At 67.4% G+C, this 24,063-nt stretch carries 15 protein-coding genes and 3 pseudogenes; 5 read left to right on the top strand and 13 right to left on the bottom strand.

What is annotated here, in order from left to right; all coding sequences use genetic code 11:
- Positions 1-14: 14 nt before the first annotated feature.
- Positions 15-632, bottom strand: a complete 618-nt coding sequence (locus QQM72_RS09300) for a hypothetical protein (protein WP_314220323.1) — start codon at positions 630-632, stop codon at positions 15-17.
- Positions 633-859: 227 nt separating this feature from the next.
- Here QQM72_RS09300 and QQM72_RS40860 point away from each other — a divergent pair, with 227 nt between their 5' ends.
- Positions 860-1,153: a hypothetical protein gene (locus QQM72_RS40860; RefSeq protein ID WP_399076644.1), complete on the top strand. Its 294-nt coding sequence runs from the start codon at positions 860-862 to the stop codon at positions 1,151-1,153.
- A 68-nt stretch (positions 1,154-1,221) separates the two neighbouring features.
- Here QQM72_RS40860 and QQM72_RS09305 read toward each other — a convergent pair whose 3' ends face one another.
- The 5 genes and pseudogenes from QQM72_RS09305 to QQM72_RS09325 all read right to left on the bottom strand — a co-directional run bounded on the left by QQM72_RS09305 (position 1,222) and on the right by QQM72_RS09325 (position 7,122).
- Positions 1,222-2,232, bottom strand: a complete 1,011-nt coding sequence (locus QQM72_RS09305; RefSeq protein WP_314220324.1) for a hypothetical protein — start codon at positions 2,230-2,232, stop codon at positions 1,222-1,224.
- Between the two features lie 95 nt (positions 2,233-2,327).
- Positions 2,328-2,876: pseudogene (locus tag QQM72_RS09310) on the bottom strand (transposase); the annotation flags it as partial.
- Between the two features lie 21 nt (positions 2,877-2,897).
- On the bottom strand, positions 2,898-4,352 hold the full coding sequence (locus QQM72_RS09315; protein ID WP_314220325.1) for an argonaute/piwi family protein: 1,455 nt from the start codon (positions 4,350-4,352) through the stop codon (positions 2,898-2,900).
- Entirely contained in the window at positions 4,349-5,839 is a 1,491-nt protein-coding gene (locus QQM72_RS09320; protein ID WP_314220326.1) for a DUF4365 domain-containing protein, read from the bottom strand. The genes QQM72_RS09315 and QQM72_RS09320 overlap by 4 nt, the downstream gene beginning before the upstream one ends.
- A 230-nt stretch (positions 5,840-6,069) precedes the next feature.
- A complete protein-coding gene (locus QQM72_RS09325; RefSeq protein ID WP_314220327.1) occupies positions 6,070-7,122 on the bottom strand; it encodes an IS110 family RNA-guided transposase in 1,053 nt (350 codons plus the stop codon).
- 301 nt (positions 7,123-7,423) lie between these two features.
- Here QQM72_RS09325 and QQM72_RS09330 point away from each other — a divergent pair, with 301 nt between their 5' ends.
- Positions 7,424-8,629, top strand: a complete 1,206-nt coding sequence (locus QQM72_RS09330; protein WP_314220328.1) for an IS110 family RNA-guided transposase — start codon at positions 7,424-7,426, stop codon at positions 8,627-8,629.
- Between the two features lie 284 nt (positions 8,630-8,913).
- Here the strand turns inward: QQM72_RS09330 and QQM72_RS09335 are convergent, their stop codons facing one another.
- Together QQM72_RS09335 and QQM72_RS09340 are read right to left on the bottom strand one after the other, a co-directional pair.
- Entirely contained in the window at positions 8,914-9,123 is a 210-nt protein-coding gene (locus tag QQM72_RS09335; protein ID WP_314220329.1) for a DUF6243 family protein, read from the bottom strand.
- Positions 9,124-9,444: 321 nt separating this feature from the next.
- Positions 9,445-12,351, bottom strand: coding sequence for a putative dsRNA-binding protein (locus QQM72_RS09340; protein ID WP_314220330.1), 2,907 nt, complete (start codon positions 12,349-12,351; stop codon positions 9,445-9,447).
- A 2,005-nt stretch (positions 12,352-14,356) separates the two neighbouring features.
- Between QQM72_RS09340 and QQM72_RS09345 the strand changes: the two are divergent.
- Positions 14,357-14,609 (top strand): annotated as a pseudogene (locus QQM72_RS09345) (DNA polymerase III); the annotation flags it as partial.
- 135 nt (positions 14,610-14,744) lie between these two features.
- Here the strand turns inward: QQM72_RS09345 and QQM72_RS09350 are convergent.
- The 5 genes and pseudogenes from QQM72_RS09350 to QQM72_RS40865 all read right to left on the bottom strand — a co-directional run.
- Positions 14,745-16,559, bottom strand: coding sequence for a UvrD-helicase domain-containing protein (locus QQM72_RS09350; protein ID WP_314220331.1), 1,815 nt, complete (start codon positions 16,557-16,559; stop codon positions 14,745-14,747).
- Positions 16,556-18,718 carry an ATP-dependent nuclease gene (locus QQM72_RS09355; RefSeq protein ID WP_314220332.1) on the bottom strand — a complete coding sequence of 721 codons (2,163 nt, stop codon included), beginning with the start codon at positions 18,716-18,718 and terminating at the stop codon, positions 16,556-16,558. The genes QQM72_RS09350 and QQM72_RS09355 overlap by 4 nt, the downstream gene beginning before the upstream one ends.
- 330 nt (positions 18,719-19,048) lie before the next feature.
- Positions 19,049-20,500 (bottom strand): hypothetical protein, encoded by a 1,452-nt coding sequence (locus QQM72_RS09360; RefSeq protein WP_314220333.1) that lies wholly within the window; start codon positions 20,498-20,500, stop codon positions 19,049-19,051.
- A complete protein-coding gene (locus QQM72_RS09365) occupies positions 20,497-20,814 on the bottom strand; it encodes a hypothetical protein (RefSeq protein WP_314220334.1) in 318 nt (105 codons plus the stop codon). Before QQM72_RS09365 ends, QQM72_RS09360 begins: the two co-directional genes overlap by 4 nt.
- An 87-nt stretch (positions 20,815-20,901) precedes the next feature.
- Positions 20,902-21,022 (bottom strand): annotated as a pseudogene (locus QQM72_RS40865) (IS5/IS1182 family transposase); the annotation flags it as partial.
- 277 nt (positions 21,023-21,299) lie between these two features.
- Between QQM72_RS40865 and QQM72_RS09375 the strand changes: the two are divergent.
- The gene (locus QQM72_RS09375; RefSeq protein WP_314220335.1) at positions 21,300-22,451 is read left to right on the top strand and encodes a hypothetical protein; all 1,152 of its coding nucleotides are present in this window, start codon (positions 21,300-21,302) and stop codon (positions 22,449-22,451) included.
- 867 nt (positions 22,452-23,318) lie between these two features.
- Positions 23,319-23,987 carry a hypothetical protein gene (locus QQM72_RS09380; RefSeq protein WP_314220336.1) on the top strand — a complete coding sequence of 223 codons (669 nt, stop codon included), beginning with the start codon at positions 23,319-23,321 and terminating at the stop codon, positions 23,985-23,987.
- The last annotated feature ends 76 nt before the right edge of the window (positions 23,988-24,063 follow it).

Below are 24,063 nucleotides of genomic sequence, written 5' to 3' on the forward strand. Positions count from 1 at the left end.
GCCGCCGCGCCGTCTCACTCAGAGGCGAGACACGCAGCCGGTACCCCGCGTTCACCAAGCAGTGTCCTGAGCGACGAGACCGGATCCGGTGCAGCGGTGATGGCGGTGACCTCCGTATCGCTGATCCGGATGGTCGGGAGCCAGTCGTGCACGGGCGGCAGCAGATCCGCCAGTGCGTCCCTGAAGGCGCGTTGCCGATGGCGCCCGCCCTCGCCAGGGAACAACGGCGGCTTTGACTTGCCGAAGCCGCCGCCGGGTTCACGCCCGGTCAGAGCCTGCGAGCGGGCCAACCATCGAGAGGCGTCGAAGCCGAGCTTCACGCCTGCCGGGTAGTACTCCAGCGTCAGAGCGCGGGCTGCGGTGAAGTGCTGCTTCTCGTCAACCTCCAGGATCTGCTGCTGCCCGTTCTCGTAGGTCAGCAGGACGTCCAGGCTCCGCCGCTCGCGAGAAGGGGCCTGCTCCGGCAGGACCAGTCCAGTGAGCGCGCCGTAGATGGCCGCGACCGTCTCCCACATGCCGACGCACTCGGTCCGCCCTGGCCGCCGCAACCAGGTCGGACAGCTCTCTGGTTCAATCTCCGCCTTGACCACGTCAGGCAGTAGGCGGGTTATGCCGTTCTGCAACTCCTTCACACCGGCACCCTCTCACCTGATAAACCATCCGAGTATCGGCGACGCCTCTGACACCGACTCGCTCTCGTTGGCCCTGCCTCCGGCCTTCCAGCATGGCCGGGCGGCGCCGCCCACATACGTCCACCAGCTTCCGCGCGCGTGGTCGAATGCCGATCGCGGGTCCAGCCCAGCGAGCGGGCTGGCGGGTTCTGCACGTCATCGAGCAGGGCAGCATCGTCATCTCCACTATGGAAGGGCAGGCGATTTTCGGGATGTTGTCCGTGCTCGCCGGACCCCAGCGCAAGCTGATCGTGGCGAACACCAACGACGGGCTCGCCTCCGCGAGGGCCCGCGGCCGGTCCGGGAGCCCGAGCCCAGTTCACTCCCCACCAGGCCAAGCTCGCCCAGCAGCTCTACGACGCTCGGGAGAAGACCGTCCAGCAGATCGCATACCTGTTCGGAGTGCCCTGGTCCTCGGCCTACGGACATCTCGACAGGAAGACTGTGCCCCGCCAGCCGAAATCGCAGATCCCGCTCGCTGAGTCCCTGACGGCTACCTTGCGTTTGGGGACAGAGGGGAGTTCGGGGCCTGTTTTTCTGGTCTCCCCTGCTAGTTGGTGCTGGCGTTGTGCAGGTGTTCACCGAAGAATCCCACGACGATCAGGCCGCTTTGATCCGTGTCATCGAGGTAGTGCAAGCGGGGTGCAGGTGGCGCTCCGTCGCCGATGCGGATGTGTTCCAGCATTGCCGCGTATCCCGCCGGGTCAATATCCTCGGGGACCCGGAGTCTCCTGTCAGCCTTGCCGCGAGGGCTGCTGCTGGCGAACTTCCCCTCGTTCAGAATCACCTTGACTGGTGAGAGCAACGGGGATGGACGGCTGCCGCAGTATGCCCTCAGATTGGCGAAGTCAGGGCCCGCCCCGCGGCCGCGCGCCCTGGTCAGATTCTTATCTTCGGCGTACGCCTGGATCATCGCGAGGGCGTCTGCAAGGCGATCCCTCCAGAGCGACGCCTTTTGATGGTGCTCCAGCCGCTCGGCCTCGTCAGGGTCAGCGGTGATCACGAGCAGCGTGCAGTAGCGCTTCGCTTGTTCGAGGACGCCGCGAAGGGTGGGTGCATCCAACCTCAGCTGGAGGGCCTCCGCGTCTCCCTCCACAATGCCGTCCGCCTGCCGGGGTCGCAGGCGTGCGTGGGCAGCGTCACGGGCGCGTAGGGCTGCGTCTCGCTCCTCCTCTGCAGCTCTGAGCAGCTCGGCGAGGCTGTCCCGCTCCTTCTCCGCCGCCCTGAGCTGAGCTTCCAACTCAGGGACCTCGGGTTCCTTCGGCAGGTGCTGCACTTCCTGCACCAAGTCAGGGATCATCGATTCGAGTTTCGCTTTGAGGTCATCATGCTGGTCGATCACTTTGGCGTAGGACCTTGCCCTAATCTCGGCCTCGCGGCGCGCGTCCCTTTCTATTTCAGCAAGGTGCTGGTACTTCGCGGTCTCCTTCCTGTATTCCTGCACGAGTGCCTTGGACAGGTTCTTAACGTTCTCGTCGAGCAACAGCAGCTCAGCATGGGCCTTGATGTTGCAGTGCTGCTCCGCTGCAGGGCCAAACGGGCTCCGCGCTATCGGGTTCATGCATCCCCCTCAATGTCCGTGTGGGGTCGATCGTATGGGCGGAGCGTGACGGCCCTGACCAGTACCAGCGAGTTACTTGTCCCCTGGTGTCTGAGTCACTGAACTCTTTGGAGTGTTGTCGGCTGATGCGTGAGCTTGAGTCCAGTGCCGGCAAGGCACCCGCCGCTCAGGTCTGGGCGGAGCTGAATATGACGCAGACCCCAGCGGAGGGTGCGTTCGGGATGGTCGTCGTCGGTGAAGGCGGTGTTGGCCAGCGGACCGCGCCTTAACAGCGGCCAGACACCTCCACCGGTTTCAGATCCGGTGCATAGGAGGGTAATTGGGCGATAGCGAACCAGTCGAGTTTGCTCGCGTACTCGCGCATCCCGGCGGACCAGTGGGTGTTGAGCTCGTCCCAGATCAGGACGATAGGGGCTTTGAGCTGGATGTGGGGCGCAGGACCAAGTCGCGGCAGTCGGTCCCAGCGAGGCTGTTGCGTACTGCACCCCGGTGCTTGCGTGGCCGGTAGATCAACCGGGAGGAGTCGCCCGGCCGGTAGCAGCACATGGCGGCGATCGACCAGCCCGCCAGGACCGGCCGCGCACCCGCACCACGGGCGTGCGACGCGCCGGAACGGATCGGCGTGCGGGCCCGGCCAGCGGAAAGCGAATCGCCGGGTCGGCTGACTACATGTAGTGGGCGTAGCGGGTGGCGACAGCGTGGTCGGGCGGGCAGAAGCGCAGGACGGATTTGACCTGGTTGGCCGTGCGCAGGGTGACGGGGAGGCGCCCGTCGAGGCGGGTCTGGTTCCAGTTCATCTTGGTAAGGGCGAGGACTTCGGCTGCCAGTTCGCGGGGGTTGCGGGTGGGGGTTACGGGCCTGATGCCGATCGGGCGCGGAATGTACATGCCGGGGTAGGTGCGGTAGAACTCGATGCTGCCGGTGGCGTACAGCGCGAGTTCGCGTTCGCCGAGGGTGACGAGGGTGCCGCGCAGGGGCGGTGCGTCTCCGGGACGGAAGGCTGCGGCTCCTTCGCTGCTGGTGATCCAGCTCATCTCCAGCGTGTCGATGAACCGTTCGTCCGCGGCGTCTTGGAAGCCGCCTGCCTCGTCGTCGGTGAAGGCCGAGGTCTTGTGCAGCACGATGCGCGCGGGTGCGGTGTGGTGCTCGCGCCGGTAGGCGCCCAGGGCGTGGACCAGGAGGGCGTGCGCGTCGGCGCGGGCCAGGTGGGGCTGGTGGTCGGTGCGGCTGATCCTCGCCGGCCCTCCGCGCACGATCACGCCGTCCCCGCGTTCGTTGAATACCTGCGCGACGGAGGTGCTCAGAGAGCTCCCGTCGTCGCTGCGGTAGAAGGCGACACCGACGTAGCAGGTCGTGAGGTCAGCGGGACTGCGCAGGAGGCGCCACGGGACTCCACCGGCCTTGTAGTAGAGGGCGACGTGCAGGTTCCAGGCCCGGCTGGCCTCGTCCTGGCGACTGTGGCCCTCGGGAGGCCGGGTGGCTTCGTCCCAGGTGCTGCGTCGGATGATCTGGATGGGCTGGCGCAGGTGCAGCAGCCGGGCTTTGAGCAGGTCGTGGAAGTTGGCGAACTGAGCCGGGGGCGGCTCGTTGAGCGTGTCCCGGGCTGGAAGCTCGTCGGGCTCCTTCGGGCCGCGGGCTGATCGGCTGGCGGTGTCGATGAGCTGCTCGGGTCTGGCGACCAGGAGGACGTCGACACGGTTCTCGTCAGCCAGGGTCCTGATCTCTTCCGCGTAAATGCTCACGGCCTTGGTCAGGGCTGCCGGCTGGCCGGCGGTCTCGATGGCGCGCAGGTCGCGGCTGCTGATCGCCCGCGTGTTGCGGTCGCTGAAGACAAGGGTGGTGTGCAGACCGCGGTCGGTGTCGCAGCCGGGGAATTCCGGGAAGAGATGCGGGTACTTCTCGTCCTTGGCCGCTATGGGTTCCCGGCAGCGCTCTAGCCATCGGCGCAGCCCGTCGAGTTGGTCCGCAGGACCGACCAGGCCGACGCGGATCGCCCTGGGCGCGTCGGCCACGCCGAGATCGGCGGGACCGTAGTTCGTGATCCCGAACCGTGGATCGATGTGCCGGGCCGCTCCGCCGAATTCCAGTTCTGGTTCGTCAAGGATCACCGAGCTGATCACCGGCCTCGCCTCGCACCACTCGCCCGTCCCTGACGGGGCGTCCGCAGTCCTGCAGACCTGGCTTTGCTTCCAGGGCTTCTTCGCCGAGGAGCGCCCTCGTCGCTCTCGCCGTCCTGGAGCAGGCTGAGGAGATCCTGGGTGTCCGCATCCGCGGCAGCCAGTACAGCGTCCAGACATTCCTGCCCTCCGGCGGACGGGCCCTGGTCGTCCTCGGGTGCGGCCCCGGACGGCGCCGGCCCCCACAACAGGTCGTCGATACCGCGCTCGACTGTCATGGTGGCCAGCTCGCCGAACCGGACGGGCCGTGCTTCCGTGAACAAGTCGGCGTCCTGGCGCAGGTAGTTGGCCCACATGCGGGTCCAGCCTCGGACCGCCGGATGCCGGTCGAGACGTTTGATCCCCGCCAGGAGCCGGTCGGCGAAAGGGTATTCGGTGTACCCGTCGGTGGTGAAGCAGTAGTCCGGTTCCAGCTGGCAGTACCAGACACCGTCCAGGCGCCGGAATCTCGTGCGCAGTGCGGCATGGTGGTAGTAGCCGACGCGCTGTGGGTCGGCCTTCGAGGTGTGCGGACCGAACACGGTCCGGCCGCGTGATCCGGGTCCCTTGCCCGCCTTGCGGGGCCCCAGGTGCGAGGTCGCGCGAAAGTGCATGTGCTTGCGGTTCTTGTGCCACCGCAGTTCCGGATAGGAGCCCTGAACGGTCCGGGAGAGCAGGTCAGCGAAGCGGTGCTGGGTGTCGAGGTCTTCGCTGTCCGCCCACTCTCTGGTCTCGTGCCGCTCGGGATCTCCGTCGCAGAGCACCCGCAGAGGCGAGTTCCGCAGGTCGTGGAACGACAGGACCAGGTTGTCCCGCAGGATCCAGCCGGACTCACGCCGGCCCTGCGTCTCCAGTGCGCCACCGGCCGCGCGGTAGTCAGTGAAGGCCGTCGGGGCCAGATGCACGGTCGGCGGCATCTCGATGACGGGCAGCAGGTTCGTGGTCAGCACTTCGGTGATCGGCGCGGGCCGCAGGTACAGGCCCGTCGTATGCGGCATCGCCAGGCGCAGCAGTGCCTGGGCGGCGTCCCGGTCGAAGCGCTGGGTGTGCTTGTCGATGTCCACGCGGCGGGCAGCACGGCTGACCGCGTCCGGGAACGCCGCCTTGACCTCCACCCACCACGCCTCATGACTCTCGGGGTGGGAAAAGACCAGGATGACCGGCGAGTTGCCGGACAGCCAGTGATCAAGATCGCGCTGGTCGCAGAGGTAGTGGAAGCCGTCGTCCGTCTCGCCAGAGAAGCGTCGGTCCTGCGCTTTGCTCTGGACCAGCAGGGTCAGGTTCAGCACGGCACGGCTGTCGGGGTCGACCAGATCTATGTGTCCGTCGATGCCGTGATCGACGCGCCGGGGATGGAAGAGGTGGCCCATCTCTAGGCAGCGTCGTTCGATCAGGGCGATACCTTTCTCACCGATGAACGTCTGGCGCGTCACCGTCTTGCGATCAGCCATCGCCTCATCCTCCTTGCTGGACACGACCCGTCGGCAAGTAGCCGGCCGAGGTGCTCATTCAGGGTATGGGGCACCACTGACATCGATGCTGATACTCAGGTTCCGGTGGTCGTGGCTCTGCCACTGACTGACGCCCTGTTGGGCTGTCTTGCCACTGTTCTGTCCGGCCGCCGGGACCTGTTCTCATGGCTCCGGCCGGGCGGAACATGACCTGATAGCGCCTCTGTGTGTCAAGCGGCTTGAGCGAGGTGGTTCTGTTGGTCGCGTTTCATGATCCGGTAGACCACGTTGGACAGGCGTCGCTTCAGGGCTCTGCGGGCTTCGGACGGTGTCTTCCCTTCGCTGATCTTGCGGAGGTAGTAGTCCTGCCCGCGTCCGCCGTCGCGGATCTGGCAGACGGCGATGGTGTGCAGAACCGAATTCAGCGCGCGGTTGCCGCCGGTGTTGAGCCGGTGGCGGACGTTGTTGCCGCTGGAAGCGTCCAGGGGTGCGCTGCCGGTGTAGCTGGCGAAGTGGTGCTCGGTGGGGAAACGGGTGACGTCGCCGACGTGCCCGAGAACCTTGGCAGCCAGCACGGTGCCCAGGCCCGGCAGGCTGGTGAGCGTGGTGCGGGTCGCGGCCAACGCCTCGCGCATCTCGGCTTCGTAGTCCTTGACCTGCCGGTCCAGTCGGCGGAGGTCGGCCAGCAGGTCGCGGGCTATGTCCCGGCGACAGTTGTCGGTGGCCGTGGCTGGCCGGATCCCCTTCATCAAAGCGGCGGCTTTCTCAGCCGACAGGCCGGTGGGTGCTCCGCCGGGCAGGAGATCGCGAAGGACGGCGTGGAGTCGGTTGAGGACGCGGGTGCGCTCGTGGACCAGGTCGTCCCGGCGCTCGGTCAGCAGCCGCAGGATCGTGGTCTGGTCCTCCTGGACCACGGGGCGCAGGTCGTGGCGGAACAGAGCGACCTGGGCGACGTGGAGAGCATCCTTGGCATCGGTCTTGCGGTCGCCGCCGGTGGCCAGCAGCCGGGCCCGGGCCGAGAGCGTGGAGGGCACGTCGACCACGTTCTCGCCACCGGCGGCCAGCTGTTGGGCGAGCGAGCGGCCCAGGCCGCCGGCACCTTCGACAGCGAAGCGACGATCGGGCCACTGCTCGCACCAGCGCATCAGCTGACGGAAGGTACCGGCGTTGACGACGAACCGGCGCTGGGCCACCTGGTGGCCCGTGGCGTCGACAGCGACGGCGGTGTGGGACGACTTGTGGGGATCGATGCCGATCAGGATCACAGGCTTCTGGCCTCGCACTCGATGAGACGGGAAGGGGAGTGCGGTGGGCACCCTGACTTGAAGTCACCGTGTCACCTTCATGCCTCTGTCGAGCCACACCGCGCGGGTGTCGGCTGGCGGCGGCACGCTATCAGTGAGCCAGCCCGAAGGCGGCAAGAAGCACTGCGGGCCCGTGCCGACCGACACCCTGGACGCTACGGCTGCAGACCGAGCATCTGGGCTCGATTGAACAAGTCAGGAGCTTGGCCAGAAGCCCCCTCGATGTCCTGTCTGCGCCACCCGGCCGGCGCCCACCTTCGGCTGGGAAGGCGTCATCAGCATGACATCAGCGGTCGTAGACGACACAGCAGAGCAGGATGTGTTCGGCGGGGTCGACTCCCACGCCGACACCCTCCATGTCGCGGTCATCAGCGACAACGGCGGCCACCTCGCCGACGCCGAGTTCACCACTACCGCCGCCGGATACGCCGCGGCCCTGGCCTTTGTGACCGCCCACGGCCACGTGATCGCGATCGGGGTGGAGGGCACTTCCTCCTACGGCGCCGGCTTCACCCGCGCCGCGCGCTCGCACGGGCACCAGGTCGTCGAGGTCAACCGGCCTGATCGGGCCGAACGCCGTCGCATCGGAAAGTCCGACCCCATCGACGCCTACGCCGCCGCCCTGTCCGGACGGGCCTGCGGTGCACCCAAGGACGACACTGTCGCCGGCATACGTGCTCTGCACAACGCCGCCCGCTCCGCCGTGAAGGCACGCACCGCTGCTCTGAACCAGATCGGTCACATCCTCATCACCGCCCCCGACGCCATCCGCGCCAAGTACGGGCATCTGAAAGGAACGGACCGCACTGACATCCTGGCCCGGCTCCGGCCGTGCGGGGACGCCGTCCACGCCGCGGTCCTCGCCGCACTGAAGAGCCTGGCCCGACGCGTCAAAGAGCTGACCGCCGAGCACGAGGCACTGACCCGGGCCCTGGACAGCGAGGTCACCGTCCACAACCCCGGACTGCGGGCCGCCTACGGAGTGGGGCCCGACACCGCAGCCCAGCTCCTGGTCACAGCGGGAGGCAATCCCGAGCGCATGCGGACCGAGGCTTCCTTCGCCGCCCTGTGCGGAGTCGCACCGGTCCCGGCCTCCAGCGGTCGGACAAACCGGCACCGTCTCTCACGAGGCGGTGACCGGGCGGCCAACGCGGCCCTCTATCGCATCGCTCTGGTCCGCATGTCCAGCGACTCCCGCACCCGCGAGTACGTGGCCCGGCAGATCGCCGCCGGCCGGACGAAGAAGGAGATCATCCGGCTCCTGAAACGGGCCATCGCCCGGGAGATGTTCCGGTGCCTGACCACCACGGTCACCGTCCCCGGCATCGCCGACCTGCGGCCTCTGCGGCAGTCGAAGAACATCACGCTCACCGCCGCCGCCCAGAACTTCGGCGTCTGGCCAGCCACCATCTCCACCCTCGAACGCGGAATCCGCCGAGACGACGACCTCGCCCACGCCTACCGCGACTGGCTCCAAGCCGCTTGACGAGCAATAGGAGCATCAGTCAGGCCCGACCGCATCCAGCGCTCCGCTGACGATGCCTGTGCCGAGACCATTTTCGCGCTGGTTGTGACACTGCTGGTGCAGCTCGGGGTGGTGACGGTGACGGGGCTGCTGAATCTGCGGCTGCCCCGGTTGGTCGGCTGAGACGCGGGTGCTCGGCCGGGACCTGAGCGGGGCAGGCCGCGCCCGGTACGGCAGCAGGGCCCGGACCACGTGTCGCGGTCCGGGCCCTGCCCCGTGCGGTGCCGCCCTGCGGTGGCGGTGCGTCAGCTCTGTGTGGTGTTGTCGCCCGTCTGCCCGGCGCCGTCGGCTGTGCCTGCCTTCTCGCGCATCTTGCGCACCAACTCCGCCTTCTGGTCGGCGGCACCCTGACGGTCGAGGTTGCGGTGCGGACCGTTGTTCTGCCGTTCGGCGCGGGACAGCTTCTTGCGCTGGCCGCCGCCCATGCCCACGGGGTTGTTGATGTTCTTGCTCACGGGTTCTCCCGGAATGTGGTGAAGTGATCTACGGATTCATCGGTGGGGAACGGGCACGGCGACGTCGAAGGCCGTCAGCAGGGGCCCATCACGCACTCACTCGTAAATCGGCGTCTGGAAGAACATGAGCAGGACGTTACCTGGTCCCGTCAACTCCGCATACCAAGTTTTTCGCCGTCCCGGCGCCGGCCGGGCCTTCGGTGAGCGCCCAGGGGCAGCCGCTTCCTTCCAGACCCAGCAGGCGCTCTGCAGCGCCATTCCTGTCACGCCCTTGCCACGCTGCAGCGGAGCGAAGAACCTGGCCCGGCTCGCGTTACGGGCTCACGAATACGGCTGCTTGTCCTGTGCTTCCGCAGGCCCGTCAGCGACTTGCTCAATGAGCCGCCGCCGGCCCCTCGGCCCGGAGGCGTAGGCATCCATGCCTGCGGCGGCCAAGGGATGAAGGGGATCTGTCTCGAGATCGCCGTGCAGGCGCAGCAGTACATGGTCGTCACCGACCAGGCAGTCGGTGTACGGAAGGGTGTGCGACAGCAGGCGGGCGAAATCGTCGCAAGCCGCCCGGACGTCCACCCTGTCGAGGCCGAGCCAGACGTGCAGCGTGCCGTCCTGAACCGTCAGCTCGACGTCGATGCGGGTATCGGCCGCCGCGGCGGCTTCGCCGACCCACTTCAGGGTCTCGTCCAACGCGCCGAGGTGGATGGGGAGCGGGCGGAAGACCTCATGGCGCATGTCGTCGCGGACCGTGACGCCGGTGGCCGGGGCCTGATCGCGCCACCAGTCCTGCACGACGTCGCGAACGGCGGCGGCCTGCGGCCCGCTGCTCAGTGCTCGCCGTACGGCGTTCGCCGCGTTTCGCCGCACCACGCTCGCGACGTCGGATCCAGGGTCGGCAGCCATACGGCGTAGTAGCGATCCAGGCCCGAGTCGGGTGTCGTCGAGGACCTTCGGGTACAGCTCGCGCAGCGCGTCCGGTACGGCTGTGCCGTCCGGCCCGAGCAAGGCACGGGCGCGTTCTGCCCAGGCAACAAACGCCTCGGTGTCGCCGGTGGTGAGGAGGTCGGTGCCGAGGTCGCCGCGGGAGAGTATCCGGGCACGCTGCCGTTCTGTCGGCTGGCCGAGGCCATCGAGCTGGGCGCGCAGGAGGAAGATGAGCAGGTCCCGTTCCGGGGCGGGGAGGTCGTCGGCGACACCGTTGATGGGAGTGGCGAGGATGTCGAGGATGGCCTCGGCGGTCGCCTTCTTGGCCTCCGGCTTCCCGGGGGTTCCGGGCAGGCGCTCGCTCCACCGGTGGACCCGGCCCCGAGCGTCCCGGAGCCCGATCGTGGCGGTATAGCTTTTCAGATGCTCTGGCCCCGAGACGTCGTACATGTACTCGTAGTCGATGCCGTACGTGGTGGCCATGGCGTCGAGGACGGTCACCGGGTCGTGCTGGTGTTCCAGGCCGGAGAGCCAGTCGTCGAGGATGGCGGGTCGGCGCCCAAGCAGCCGAGGCCCGTGGACGCGCCAGGCCGCGGCGACGACTGCCTGGGCGGCGTCTGACACCACTGTGCGGCCCTGTCCGCTCTCACCGCGGCTCGTCAGCAGCCCTTCCGCAAGCTGGAGGGTCGCACCGAGCCGGGCGGCGTCGTCGTCAGAGGTGGTGAGGATGCGCGCCTCGTCCTCGCCGGGGGTGAGGCAGTGCGCGAGGGCCTGGCGGACGCGGACGTGGGCGGCAAGGTGGTTCACCACGTGCGAGCCGTGGTGGGCGAGGATCTGGTTGTCGCGCTGGCGGGCGGCGGTCGCTGCCGCCTGGTTCTCGTGGACCCAGGAGGCATGAGTGAGGGCCTGGGCGAGGAGCCCGTCCGCGCGATGGCCAAGTTCGAACATGGCCGCCAAGTCGCTCACAGCGTCTCTATGCCGGTTGCCCGGATGCGCGTAGGGCAGCAGCGACACGGCAGGCAGGTTCGCGGGTGCTGTCTTTCGCTCGGCGCTGGCCGCCGCGGCCACTTTCGGGTATGCGGCGAGCAGCGCTCGTGCCGCAGCCGCCCGCGCTGCCTTCTTGGACTGGCCGGTGCCTTCCGCCGTGCGGCCGGTTCCGGTGCGGACCGCGGCGCGGAAGACCTTGCGGTGGTCCGGGCCCTCCTCGTCGTAGTCGTAGGTCAGTCCTTCCTCGTGGAAGGCCGTTTGCGCCAGAGCGACGGGCTCGGCTCGCGTCTCCGACGGACGGTCGAGGTCGGGCCACACCGAGGCGACCAGCCTCCGGGCGATCTCGTGCTCGCCACAGAGGCTGAGCACGCCCAGGATCTGCCGGACCACTCCTTCGAAGACGGACCTGGCGGGCTGCTGCGCCTCCCCCGCGCCCATGCGCACCAGCCCCTGCTTGGTAACCCACGTACCCAGCGCGAGGTCGGCGGCGGCGCGTCGCCGGGCGTGTTCGCTTGACTGTTCGGCCGACTTCCGAGGGTTCGCCCATTGTCTGTAGGCGTCGACCAGGATCACGTCGAGCGCGGTGCCGCCGAGCCGGTCGAGCAGGCCGAGCACGTGCGGTGTGACCTGGTCTGCGTGGTGGCTCTCGTAGAGGTGACTGCGGTGTTCGACGGCCAGGCCGAGCCAGGCGGTGACCTCGGGGCCGGCGTCCCATCCGCGCACAGCCTTCCCCACGACCTCGCGGACCTCTTGCCCGTACGTGCCCACCAGCGACACGGGCGGCTCACACAGCGCCGGATACGTGACGTCGTGGACCTCGAGCCGCCGTTCGGCGCGGGAGTAGGGCCGGACCGGCTCGGGCGACGGACGCTGTCCGGTCGGTGTGGACCGCGCGGGCCGTGCCGGGCGGACGGCTTCCGGGGGTGTGGTCCGGACCCGGCGGGTGGACGCCGAACGCGAGACGGTATGTCGGGGAGCCGCCTGCGCCTTACGCCCGACAGTCGGCGGTGTGCCAGACCTGCCGTCCAGGAGGTTCTGAAGTTCGTTGGTGAGCCAAAAGGGCAGTCCGGTCGGGGGGTGACCGCCATCAAAGAAGTCGCCAGCCAGATCGACGCAATACGCGTACCGCTCCCACTCCCTGTGGCGCGCATGCTCCTGACCAAGCGTGCGCAGCGCCCACCGCATCCGCGCGTACGACACCGTCTGGCCGGCCAGCTGGTACGACGTCCGGTTCCGCGCGGCATCAATTGCGAGCGCGATACGGTGCACGGGTGTCGGCGGCGCGGTCTCGCGCAGCGACACGATGCCGACCCAGCGGTTCATGGCCCTCCCCCTGCCGGGTGACGCGGCCCTGCCCTGCCCCGGCACGCGCTCCCGGGTAGCGTCGGTGCGCTGTCCCGCTGCTTGCGTACGGGCGGCGGCCTGCCCCCGTCCTGCTGTCCCCTCCTCCCGCCGCTCCTCACGACTTGGTGATCACGGCGGCACTGGCCCGTCAGCGTAGGCCGCCGGACGCGAGTTCGGGAAGGGTTACATCGCAGGCAAGGGGTGAAGCCGGTGGCCCCACCACCTGCCGCTACTGGTGCCGTCCGCCGCTCCACCATCGGCGCCGCTGAGCGGATGGTGGTTGCGGCGGGTTCACTGGCGCCGCGCCGGTTCGACGGTCGCCAAGGTCCGTAGCCGGGTGACAGTGACACGCGTGGCCGAGCCAGCTGTGGCGGTACACCCACTCATTTTCGATCGCCTGAACGCCCCGGTAGCTGCGGAATTTGACGTACCGCCTGAGACGCGGTGTCCTGCGTCCATGACCAGGAACACGAGTCGCAGCGGCGCTGCCGCCACCCCCGCCAGTGACTTCGAACTCGGCTGCGGTAAGGCTTACTTGCGGATGGGTAATGTCACGGAGCGAGTCCAACTGTTGCTTGCTACAACGCTCCTTGTTGCCGTCCTCGGGACACTGGCCATCAACGCATTGGTGGTGGCGCGAACCCCTCGCCTGTGACGGTTGCAGGGGCAGCCCGTCAAGGGTTTGGCGGTGGCAGCCCTCGCCACCGTCACAGGAAGCGGTCTTGCCATTTGGCTCACGTCCCGATGATGACCCTCCGGACAAGCGGGCACCGAGGAGGGGAAGGGGGCTTCGGGACGTAGGGGCAACTCCGACCCGCCGGCCCCTGCAAGGTCGGAAGGCTTGTCGTCGTGTTCACTCTGCCGGACTCGGCCCCCTGGTGGGCTTGGCTGGTTGTCGTCGTGCTGTTCGTATTCCTCATGTTCGTCCGGGCCGTCTGGCCGCAAGAATCCGCAGACCGAAAGGAGCTGTGGCTTGGTAGTCAGCGGGAGTGTGCCCGCCGCCGACGAGAGATCGACAAGCGGAAGAAGCCACAGGACCGCTAGGCCGCAGAGCTGAACTCCGTTGCTGTCTCCAGCTGGTGTCAGTCGCGGCACAGCACGTGCACGTTGCCGTCCGTGTCCGGTCCCGCCCATGGCGAGAGGCCGGCGTACGTGGTCCACGTCCACCCCGGACACGGAGAAGTCGCCCAAGCACCAGGCACACCAGGCGGAACCCTTCCGCTCGATGTCCGCATCACGATTCCGGCCGCGCTTCTCGTCTTCTAGGTCGGGGTCGGTGTCGGGGCCGCTGGCAACGCCGAAGAGCAACGCAACGAGCGTCAGCAAAAAGGGCGAGCCACAGCCCACCGTGACAGAGACCGCCGCCGCTGACACCTCACAAAGCGAAGCCGTCAAGACGGCCAGCGACGACAAGCCGACTGCCGACGCGCCCAAGAAGGCGACCGTCTCCGACTTCGTCGGCATGGGCCTGCAGTCAGCCCAGGACAAAGCGCAGGGAGCCGGTTTCCGTGGGCTCACATCCCACGACGCACTTAGCCGGGGAACCTATGCAGGCGTTCGACCGGAACTGGAAGGTATGCAGTCAGACCATGGAGGCTGGCGCACTCAAGCCGACCGACAGCGACCTCCACTTCGGGGCGTTGAAGCTCAGGGAGGACTGCCCGGCGAAGGACGAGAAGCCGCCGACCGCTGAAGGCGACAAGGTGCCGAACTTCGCCGGCGAGTCGGTCAAGGCCGCGCGTTCGGCCCTGGACTCCGGTGTCTCCCTCACGGTGAGGGATGCCCTGCCGGACGACCGCTGGGTACTGGTCGAATCGAATTGGAAGGTGTGCACGCAGAGCCGGCCGCGGGCACATCGCTCAACGGGCAGCCGGTCACTTTCAAGGCGGTCAAGTTCGAGGGGTCCTGTCCCTGACCGTCAGTCGAGCTGCGGTAGGGCACACGACGCCACGTAAGTCACCGAGTTGATTGGGCAACCCACGCGGTGAGTCTCGTCTTTGCTGGCTTGGATATACCCACCGCAAGTGACTACGCCTGCGATCTGGGCGCTGATCGATGCAGAAACCTCAGTACTCGTACCCCGACGGGACCGAGTGCTGTCCGTCGCGGTGGTGACGATCAGCCCGGAAGGCGAACGGTCCGGAGAGTTCTCGACCCTGCTCAACCCTGGATACGGCCCGGGGCTGGTCGAGGTACACCGGCTCACGGCTGAGCGACTGCGGGGCGCTCCGACTTTCGCCCACCTCCTCCGTGATCTTTGGCGGCCGGGAGCTGCCCGAGGTCGTCATGAGGCGATCGCATCCGGGCGACCAGCAACCCAGGGCATCCCTTGTTGGGGTTGGCCCGGGGATCCGTCCGGCCTGCCTCGTCCCTCACTCACCACCCACCACCGTATCCCCGTCGAACCGCAGCGACGTGATCCGCGACTCGCCGACCCACTCCCGGAGGGTGTCGAGTGCAGCGGGCTCAAGTTTCGTGGTGAAGAGGATGGCCAGGTGCTCTCTGGCCCGTGAGCATGCCACGTAGAGGAGGTTGCGGGCCCTGATGAACGCGTCCAGTTCCTTGTCCATCAGTTCGTCGCGCCGGGAGAAGTTGGCCAGCATCTCGGGGATCTGGAAGCGGGAGTGTCCCTTGCTGACCACGGCGAGGACCCGGTTGAACTCCAGTCCCTTGACTCCGTGTTGTGTGGCGAAGGGCGTGCCGCCGCCGAGGTGCTCGTTCAACGCCAGCAACTCCGCGTACGGCACCTGGCGCAGTTGTTGGTACTCCTTCGACCGCGCCGCCGCCCGGGCTTCGGCCTTGTCGTCACTCACAGCCTGCGGGTCGGTGCCGGATGGTGCCACGGCCTTCCGGTGACGCTCGCGCACCTTCCCCAGGCCGTCGAAGAGCTGCTGCTCAAGACAGAGGTCGAGGACGTCGCCGACCGTGCCCGTCTTGCGGGCCTCCCCCAGTTTCGTCAGGAACGCCATCCATTCCTGCTTGTCGGCCGACGAGTTGATGGGTGGGCGGCCACGGGGGTCGAGTGCGTCGAACATCGCGCCGTAGCGCTTGTTCCGGTGGTGGAGCAGGGCCGGTTCCAGCGTGTCCATGAAGAAGGCCATGGCGTGGTCCTCCTTCCTCACGTAGGAATCGTTGCGCCGAAAGGCCCCGTGGAGCTTCTGATATCCCAGTTCGCCGGCGATCGTCTCGTGCGTGAGCATGAGGATCTTCGTGCTGGGCTCCTCCGCCCGCGCCTGGGCATCGTGACTGGATGCCCCGGTGCTCCATAACCGGTCGCGGACGTCGTCCAGTACCCATTTCCGGGCCGCGTGGGCCGCGTCCCAGCCGAGCTGACCCTTCCGGTGGTGGGTGAGCCTCGTCCCGGCCCATTCGTTGGTGTGATAGACGGCGACGGTGCCCTCGCCAACTCCTGACGCCGTGGTCTGCCTCAGTTCGGGACGCATCGTGTTCAGGAGGTTCACGACGGCGCGCTGCGAGCGCCGATTGCGCCGTCTGAAGACCGGTGTCGGGCGGGCGTCCTCGAGTGCCCCGCACGCGTTGTCGTAGATCTGCTGCCAATGGTCCCCGAAGAAGCCGCAGAGGGGGCCGCGCGCGGTGGCCTCATCGCCCGGCGTGCCCAGCATGGCCTCCGCCAGACCGGCGGGGGTGTCCTGGTACTCGTCCACGAAGACGATCGGGAACCGGTCGGCAGCCAGGGCCCGGAACTTGGGAAGGGCGAAAAACGCCCTCGCGAGGACGGGCAGATCGTTGTGACCCAGCTGCACGCGACGGCTGTCGTGGTCCACTTTCTGGAAGCCGGTGCTGTACTCGACGGTGTAGCCGTCCAGTGAGGTGTGGCCCTCCATCTTCGACCGCATGAGGTCCAGTTCGACGATGTGGCGCAACAGGTGCTTGCGGAAAGGGGAGAGCAGCTGCCACAGGAAACCATGGATGGTTTCGGCGAACACGTACGGGCTGCGGTCGGTACGGCTGATGATCTCGTCGCGGGCCACATTGGTGTAGGTGACGCAGGCGACGCGCTGGTGGGGCCGCGGGAGGTAGCGGGGGCGATCAGCCAGGATGCTCTGGAGCGCCTCGATCAGTGAGCTGGTCTTGCCCGCACCGGCACCGGCCTCCACCTTGAAGTGACGGCCCGTCTGGAGAGCCGTCAGGATCGTGTGCGTGACGTCTTCCGCCTCGGTCGTCACTGGACGTCCGCCTTCGTCGCCGTCCCGTCCTGTGCCATGAGCCACTCGAGGCCGCGCCTGATGTACTTCGGGACCTGCCAGTCGTGGTCTCCGAGGACGTGGTCGAGGGCGAAGTCGACCTTGCTGCGCCTGGTCTCCACGCTGCTACGGGCCTGTTGTTCCAGTTCCTCGGCGGGAGCGTCACCCGTGGGGATACCGAACAGGGCCCGGTTGGCCAGCGCGAAGGCGTCCTCGAAAGTGCGGCCGCACGGACCGCCGGGCTCCTCCGGCACCTGGTAGGCGAGGCACATGCTGCCGCCGGCGATCGGCGGGTCCGTCTCGGCCCGCTGCAGCAGCTCGGCCACCGTGATGTCGGCCATCTCGGGGGACCACGCCCTGATGGACTGGTTGGACGTGCGTCCGGATTCGGACACCAGGCATTTGCGGATCTTGGGCTCCCTGTCGTCGACGGGATCAAGATCCGTGATGATCAGGGCTGGGATCCCGAGGACCTTCAGCAGCGGATAGAACCTGTGGGCATGCGCCCCGCCGACCTCCATCAAGGTCACGTACTGGTGCTGGGGCGTCTCTCCGGGCCTCCTCGCCGCCAGCTTCTCCTCCGCAGCCGGGACGAAGATACGCTCGCTGGCGCCCTCGACGAGGATGGCCTTGTCCGCGAAGTAGAGGTCGGCCCGGGTGAGGGTCAGGTACTTGCGGAGAAACCTCTCATCGCCGGTCACCTGGGACAGGTCCTTGATGACGGTGCGGGCCGGCCCCGGCTCGCTTCCGCTCTCCACGGTGTCCTCCTCCTTCCGGAAGTACCGGATGTCGGAGAAGTGTCCCCGGTTGGCCACGTGTGCCGAGTGGGTGGTCACCACGAACTGAGCGTTCCACCGGGGGCTGCTGTCGATTGCGGTGCTGCTCTCCTCGACCGCTCCCTTTTGCCCGGGCATCGTCGCTCTCATCTGCGCGTCGATCCGGGGGAACAGATTGACGGAGTACGTGAGTCGCTGGATGAACGCCTCCTGCATCTGCGGATGCAGATGGGCCTCCGGTTCCTCCAGGAAGACGAGATGGATCCCCGACTCCGGAGAGGTCGCCGTGTGGTCGCGGTAGCAGGTGAAGAGCCTGAGCAGAATCATCACCAAGTTCCGCGTACCGAGGCCGTTGTACGACTCCGGGAACCGCACACCGGCCACTCCCGGATAGTGAATGCGCGCGAAGTTCCTGAGCAGCCTCTTGGAGTCCAGCCGGGCGGCCGTGACGAACTCCTGGTTGGCCAGACCCGGATAGCCGAATGCCTTCAACGTCGGCGCCACCCGTTCTCGGACCTTCTGGAGGCTGCTGTCGAGACTGCCGGAGGTGTCCACGAGTGTCCTGTCGATGTTCGCGGCGAGCTCCTCCAGCCACGTCGCGTTCTGGCTCTTCTCCGCCGCGGTCAGCAGTTGCTCGAAGACCGCTCCGATTGGTGCGGCATGCCCGTCGCTCTCGTCGTCCAGCCCTCGCTGCGCCTCGACGAAGTCCACCCTCACCAGGGTGCGCACGTCCGCGAGGTCGACCGGTCGGACGTTCGCCTCATCGGTCGGGTCGACCGCCATCACTGACATCTCGAAGTGCTTCGGGATGCCTCTGCCCAGCTGCTCAAGCGTGGCCGTGGCATCCGGCCCCACCGGCACGCCGCCGAAGAACTCCTTCAGGGCACCGTCCCCCAACGCGAAGGCGAACCTGATCACAACCTCGGAGCAGTCGGGGTCGAGGTCCACCACGAAGGGGGCCAGGGGTCCGTACTGGCCGCAGTCATTGTCGTAGGAGATGTGGAGGGTGAGGGTGACTGCCGGAACCGTGTCGCGCGCCTGCTCCGCTTCACCCGAGGCGAAGAGGCGATGGGCGGCGAGGAACTCCTCGTAGCAGTCGGCGGAGAAGTCCTCGATGCGCAGCGCGGCCTTCTTCCTCGCCACGAAGAATTCGAACAGTTTCGCCAGCGAGGTCTTTCCCGTGTTGTTGCGGCCGACGCACAGTGTCACCTTGTCCGTGAAGGAAAGCTCGGTTCTGCGGAGCAGCCGGAAGTTGCGGATGGCCGCCTTGGTGAGCCGGGGCGGCACCGGGACTACGGTCCCGTGTGGTTCGGCGGAGCCGTCTCGCGGGCCTGGGATGGCACGCGGATCACTGGGCTGGGTCATCGCGGCTCCTTGCTGCGCTCGTACACACCCTGGGATCTCCGGCGGGAACACACAGCAAAGGAAGCCACAAGCCCCATGAGATGCCGTCACCCCCTCAGGATCTGGGGCCGCATCTTGTCACCATAATTCTCTAAATGCACAGCGGTCACATTTGATTCAGTTTCGGTCGCCTATCGATCTGAATTCACTCCCGAATGTTCGAGATACGGCACCCATGCGGCCACCACCTCATAGGCCGACGGACCGGGTGAGGGATGGCCATGCACGAGGCGCACAGCGTGACCGGTGCTCAGCGAAGGCGTTACGCCAGGAGCTGTGAATGGGTCCGCATCAGGTCCGATGCCAGCCCATGTCCAGTCCCGTCGAATCCTTGAGGACCTGGTTCAGCGCTTCGACCTGTCCGACGACGTCGAAGAGGCTGCGGGGAAGGTGGTCGTCAGCGAGAGGGCCGACGCCGTGCAGGATGTCGTCGTACGCCGACGCCACGGCGGCACCTATCAGTAGGTCCGTCGCCTCATCGAGGCCCACGTGCTCCGCCGGCCACCGGTACTCACCCTGACTCACCTGGAACACCGGGAACAGCCACTGCATGTCCCGGTCGGGCTTGATGAACCTGGTCGCTCTCTCGCCCAGGAAATTGACGCCGTAGTGCGAGATCGAACAGACGTCTCTTTCCCGCAGGGCAAGCAGACGTGAAGCGCACATGAGGGACACGGCAGGCGTACGCGCGGACAGGTGCATGGGGGCCGTGGCGGCTTCCCGGAGGGTCGAGAGGTCGGACAGACGGGAAGCCACGCTTCCCATCCGGAGCCCACTGCGCTTGGCCAGCATGTGCTGGAAGTGGACCGTCGCCTCGTGGCTCGGATACTGAAACTCCAGGTCCGTCTCCCAGCCTGTCATCGCCTTGGCTGCCGTCACGAAGCGGTAGGGAGGGTAGAGCTCTTTCCAGTCGACGGACGGATCGTCGGCGTTCAAGCCCGGCACCACAGGGTTCAGTGCGAAGTCGATGAGGGCCAGGACGGTACTTCCGCCGAGCGTACGCCCTGCGAGAGCACCTGCCAGGCGACACGGCATCCCGTACTCGCCGTTCAGCACCTCGAGCAAGAACTCGCGCAGCGCCGGATCAGCTTTCCGTATGAAGGCGCCCTCGAACTGGAAGAGTTCGTCGAGCACCGCCGCGCACTCGAAGAGGACACGAGTGGTGAGCGGGCCCTCGGAGGTGTGCACGAGCTTTAGGGGCCCGTCGATGCCGACGCGTACGTCATCGGGACACTCGACCATCTCCATGCCCGCACCCTGGCGCCACATGTCTTCGAGGGAGTGCTCCATTGCCGCCCGCATGTCCCAGGTGGCGGTGTCGAACTCCGTCAGACCCTCCGGATCCAAGAGGAGGTAGTAGGCGAAGTAGAGGTTGAGCCAATCCAATTCGCTGTATTTCAGTTCCCCTTGGGCGTGCTTGGGGTAGCGCTCGAAGGAGAAAAAGGGGAGTCCGCTGCTCCGGTCCTCGTGGAGATGCTCCACGTCTTGCCGGGGCAGGTGAGAGATCGTGTACGCGGCCAACTGGTCCCTCGTGCGCCGCAGCAGGCTCAGAAGAATGCCGACAGTGGATCCGTGATATCGCGCCCAGTGGCTGCTCTCGTGGACGTAGGTCTTGTGCCAGGAGCCGACCGCCGTCACAAGATCGCTGGTGCGCGTGCGGGTCTGATCCTGGAAGAGGATCTGGCTGCGCAGATTCAACTCGGCGCCGCTCGAGTTCCGTAGACGTGGAGAGTGGACGGTCACCGGTTCACCCCTTCCGAGCCGTCCGCACCCTGGTCGTCGTCTTCCGGTCGAGGAGGCGCCTCCTCCACGGGCCCCCGGTCACGCGCCCGCTCGACCAATGCCTTCAAGGCGTCATACAGGGTGTTCGTGGCCAGTCCGGCGGCGACGGAGATGGAGATCTCCGCCCAGTGGGCGTGGCGTAAGGACTCGCGCCTGTTCTGCTGCAGGGGCGTGAGGGCGAGAGAGCACTTTCCGGCGAGGTGCTGATCCGCCTCTATTTCCCGTGCTAGCACCTTCAAGTTCGCGGCCTCGCCCCGATATTCAAAGATCGGCATGGCGGGAGCCTATAACTGGCCTCCGGTTCCCGGATCGGGACTCGGACACCGCCGCCTTCGCTGGAGGACCGCGGTAGCGCAACGTCGGGTGAGTTCGCCCCCGGGTGGTCGTTTGAGGCCGGCGGCGACGTGGGGGGCTGGCGCCGGTATAGGCGCGGTCGGCGAGGACAGGGACGCCTTGTCGCTCACAGATCCGGATGATGTGGTGGCCCACGCCGACGCTCACTTTCCAGCAACATACGGCTGTCGTGGGTCGCTTCGGTGACTGATGGCCGACGCGGTCCGACCCGCCCGTCGCCATCAGGGCGGCACGCGGACACAGGCGCCTGGCGTGGCCGGAGCCATGCGGCGAGCCAGACTTCCCGGGGATCGCTTCCATCTCCGCTAATGCCGGGGCGGACCGCGGACCGGGGTGATAGAGAGATGCCGGTACGACGATCCTCACGGTCTGTGTATGACGGCCCTGAACCCGGAAAGCGGCGACGATGTTCTTCAATGGCCCCGCGCACGTGCAAACCAACGCCACGCTCTTCCCGGCCAGTACCGGCGTCCCCGTCGAGCAGGATCTGCCAGTCCTGCCGCAAGACTTGGCGCGCGCGTTGTTCATCACGGGCAGGGCCCCGTACGACCAAACCAAGCACGGGAGGTCATCGGCGTACGAGTGGTGCCACAGGGTGGCGGTCCTGCCCGCCTACCTCGGCTGGAGCGATGATCCGGTCCGTCGCATCACACGTACCGACCTCGCCCGCGAGCTCGACCCCTCCGAGAAGGGCATGCTGTCCTACACCCTGGGGCAGGCCATGTGCCAGATCTTCGCCGAGAGACAGCTGTCCGTCCGGTTCTTCATGCACGTCGCCCGCTACGCCTCCGCCTACAATCTCGCCTTCGCCCCCGGCCGGAGCCGGGCCGACTTCTTCGGAGAGCGGACCGTCGGCGGTTATGTCGTCGCGGAAGCCAAGGGCCGCTCCGGCCCGCTGACGCATGAGCTGCGCGAAGCCATGGAGGAACAGAAGAGGACAGTCAAGACCATCAAGGGCAAAGCGCCGAAGATCGCATACGCGAGCGCGGTGCACTTCTCCTCCCCCCATAGCCCCATGCGTCTGACGGCAATCGACCCGGACGCAACCGCCCCTCGCGCCGTAGACCTCCCCGTCGACCCGGATCTACATGTGCTGGCCTACTACGCGCCGTTCCTGGACGCCTTCGCCCATCAGGAACCACTCGTTCTGGGCGACTACGTCGTGGCCGGCTTCGCGGCGCTCGGCGTGACACTCGGGGTCTTGGCGCCGGTGCTGCAGCGCGTGGAACGGGCGGCTCGACGCAACGAAACCGCGGGCCTTCGCGACGACATCCTGGGCCTGCTCGCCCGGCACCGTCCCCGCCAGGAGCGCACGCTCTACATCGACGGCACTCTTTTCGCGGCGGACTGGACGGTTCCTGAGGACCGGCGCCGCCCGGGCCGTCGGGACAGCGAGGTACTCCCCGGCTTCCTGCACGAGGCGTTCCACAGCTTGAACGAGGAGGACGACTGGCGAGTAGCGCCCGTGGAGGAGGGGGACCTCGACTGGCGGGATCTGTCCCCTGCCAGAGGCTACATGCCGGGTATCTTCCCCCAGGGTGATCTCCTCGAGGGCTGAGGCATGGACGGCCGCTGCAGATTTCACCGCCGTGGTGTGGATGCCGCGGAGAGCTGCTGGCTTGGCGTGAACCGCTCCACCATCGCGCGTCCAATCGGTCAAGTGCGGCACCCACTGGAAGGCCGGGGGCCGCCCCGTCGCCCCGGACATCCGCGGGCCGAATTACTCCGGCGCGTGCGCGGCCATCTTCGAGACCCCTGTGAGTGGCCTTCCGCTGGCGCCCCCGCTGCTCCGCATGGGGAGCGGCTGGGGAGTTTTTCGTCGCTGGGGGAGGCTCTGGGGAGTTCCGGCAGCATAAGCCGGCACCCCACCGAAAGACGCTGAAAGAAGCATCACTGCAGGTCAGGTACTCATCGGGCAACAAAAGCCCAGGTCAGCGACCCGCCCCCGGGACCACCATGCCGAAGGTGCCCTGGAGGGTGGGGCGGGTGGTGAACACGGGGGCTCCTCACTGCGCTGCGGCCGTTCCCGGGATCGTACGTACCCACCCGCCGGGCAACCGCACCCGTCCCACGCCTCATGAAGAGGCCCCGTGGAGAGGTCGCGTGAAGAGGCCGCGTGAAGAGGCCCCATGGAGAAGCCGCATGGAGTGGCCGCGGGAGGAATCCGCACAAGGAGGTCGTACGAGGTCGTACGAGAAGGCCGCAAGAAGGCGCCCCGTGCGGCTGTCGCATGCGGACGTCGCGCGAAGGCGTCTCGTGAAGATGTCTCATGAAGGGCCCTGATGTCCCGGTTGGGCAGGGCCCCTTCGTCACCGCGCAGCCACGGAGCGAGTTCACACTTCCGCCCCACAGGGAGTCGTGTGACACTGGCGTCCACTGTCCGCACCGCGGACTTCGTCCGCACCGTCCCCCACGAAAGTGCGCCGTGCGCTCACTCCCACTGCCGCTCGCCCTCACCGCGCGCCTGACCCCCGTGGTCGTGCTCGCCTGTGCGGGCTGGGCGATGTCGTCCGGCCCGCTCACCGAAAAGCAGGACACCGCGGCCAAGGACACGCAGAAGACCCAGTCCGAGAAGGCGTCCGGCCCCTCCTCCACGGCCGTGGCCAAGACGTACGCCGCCGCACCCGCCCCGTGCACGAGCATCGCCGCGAAGACGGTCACCGCACTCGTGCCGGGCGCCAAGACGGCGGGCAAGGAGATCCCCTCCACGGACACCGATCTGCGCCGGACCTGCTCCTGGAACGCGCTCAAGGGATACGACTACCGGTGGCTCGACGTCTCCTTCGAGATCACGGAGTCGGACGAGGCGGCACAGACCTCGTACAAGGAGCGGACCGGCGAGAAGAGCGGCGGCGGCGCGGTCCCGGGGCTCGGCAACGAGGCCTATTCGGTGGTGAACCTCACGACCGAGGACAAGCAGCAGACCCGTGAGGGCGTCGTCATCGCCCGGGTGTCCAACGCGCTGGTGGTCGTCAACTACAACGGCAGCGACTTCGAGACGAAGAAGGCGCCGAGCACCGACGAGATCAACAAGGGGGCGATCAAGGCCGCGAAGGAAGTGGTGGCCGCCCTGTCGAACGGCCGGAAGAGCTGAGCGCTCCCGCCGCGCACCGCACGGACGGGACACGCCACGGCCGGAAGAGCACAGTCGCTCTTCCGGCCGTTCTCGC

The sequence above is a fragment of the Streptomyces zaehneri genome, from assembly GCF_032248645.1.
Taxonomy (GTDB): Bacteria; Actinomycetota; Actinomycetes; order Streptomycetales; family Streptomycetaceae; genus Streptomyces; species Streptomyces coriariae.

Coding starts and splice junctions, on each gene's coding strand:
- QQM72_RS09355 (WP_314220332.1), bottom strand. CDS start 18,718: ATGACCCAGCCCAGTGATCCGCGTGCCATCCCAGGCCCGCGAGACGGC.
- QQM72_RS09375 (WP_314220335.1), top strand. CDS start 21,300: ATGTTCTTCAATGGCCCCGCGCACGTGCAAACCAACGCCACGCTCTTC.
- QQM72_RS09320 (WP_314220326.1), bottom strand. CDS start 5,839: ATGGCTGATCGCAAGACGGTGACGCGCCAGACGTTCATCGGTGAGAAA.
- QQM72_RS09365 (WP_314220334.1), bottom strand. CDS start 20,814: ATGCCGATCTTTGAATATCGGGGCGAGGCCGCGAACTTGAAGGTGCTA.
- QQM72_RS40860 (WP_399076644.1), top strand. CDS start 860: ATGGAAGGGCAGGCGATTTTCGGGATGTTGTCCGTGCTCGCCGGACCC.
- QQM72_RS09305 (WP_314220324.1), bottom strand. CDS start 2,232: ATGAACCCGATAGCGCGGAGCCCGTTTGGCCCTGCAGCGGAGCAGCAC.
- QQM72_RS09340 (WP_314220330.1), bottom strand. CDS start 12,351: ATGAACCGCTGGGTCGGCATCGTGTCGCTGCGCGAGACCGCGCCGCCG.
- QQM72_RS09330 (WP_314220328.1), top strand. CDS start 7,424: ATGACATCAGCGGTCGTAGACGACACAGCAGAGCAGGATGTGTTCGGC.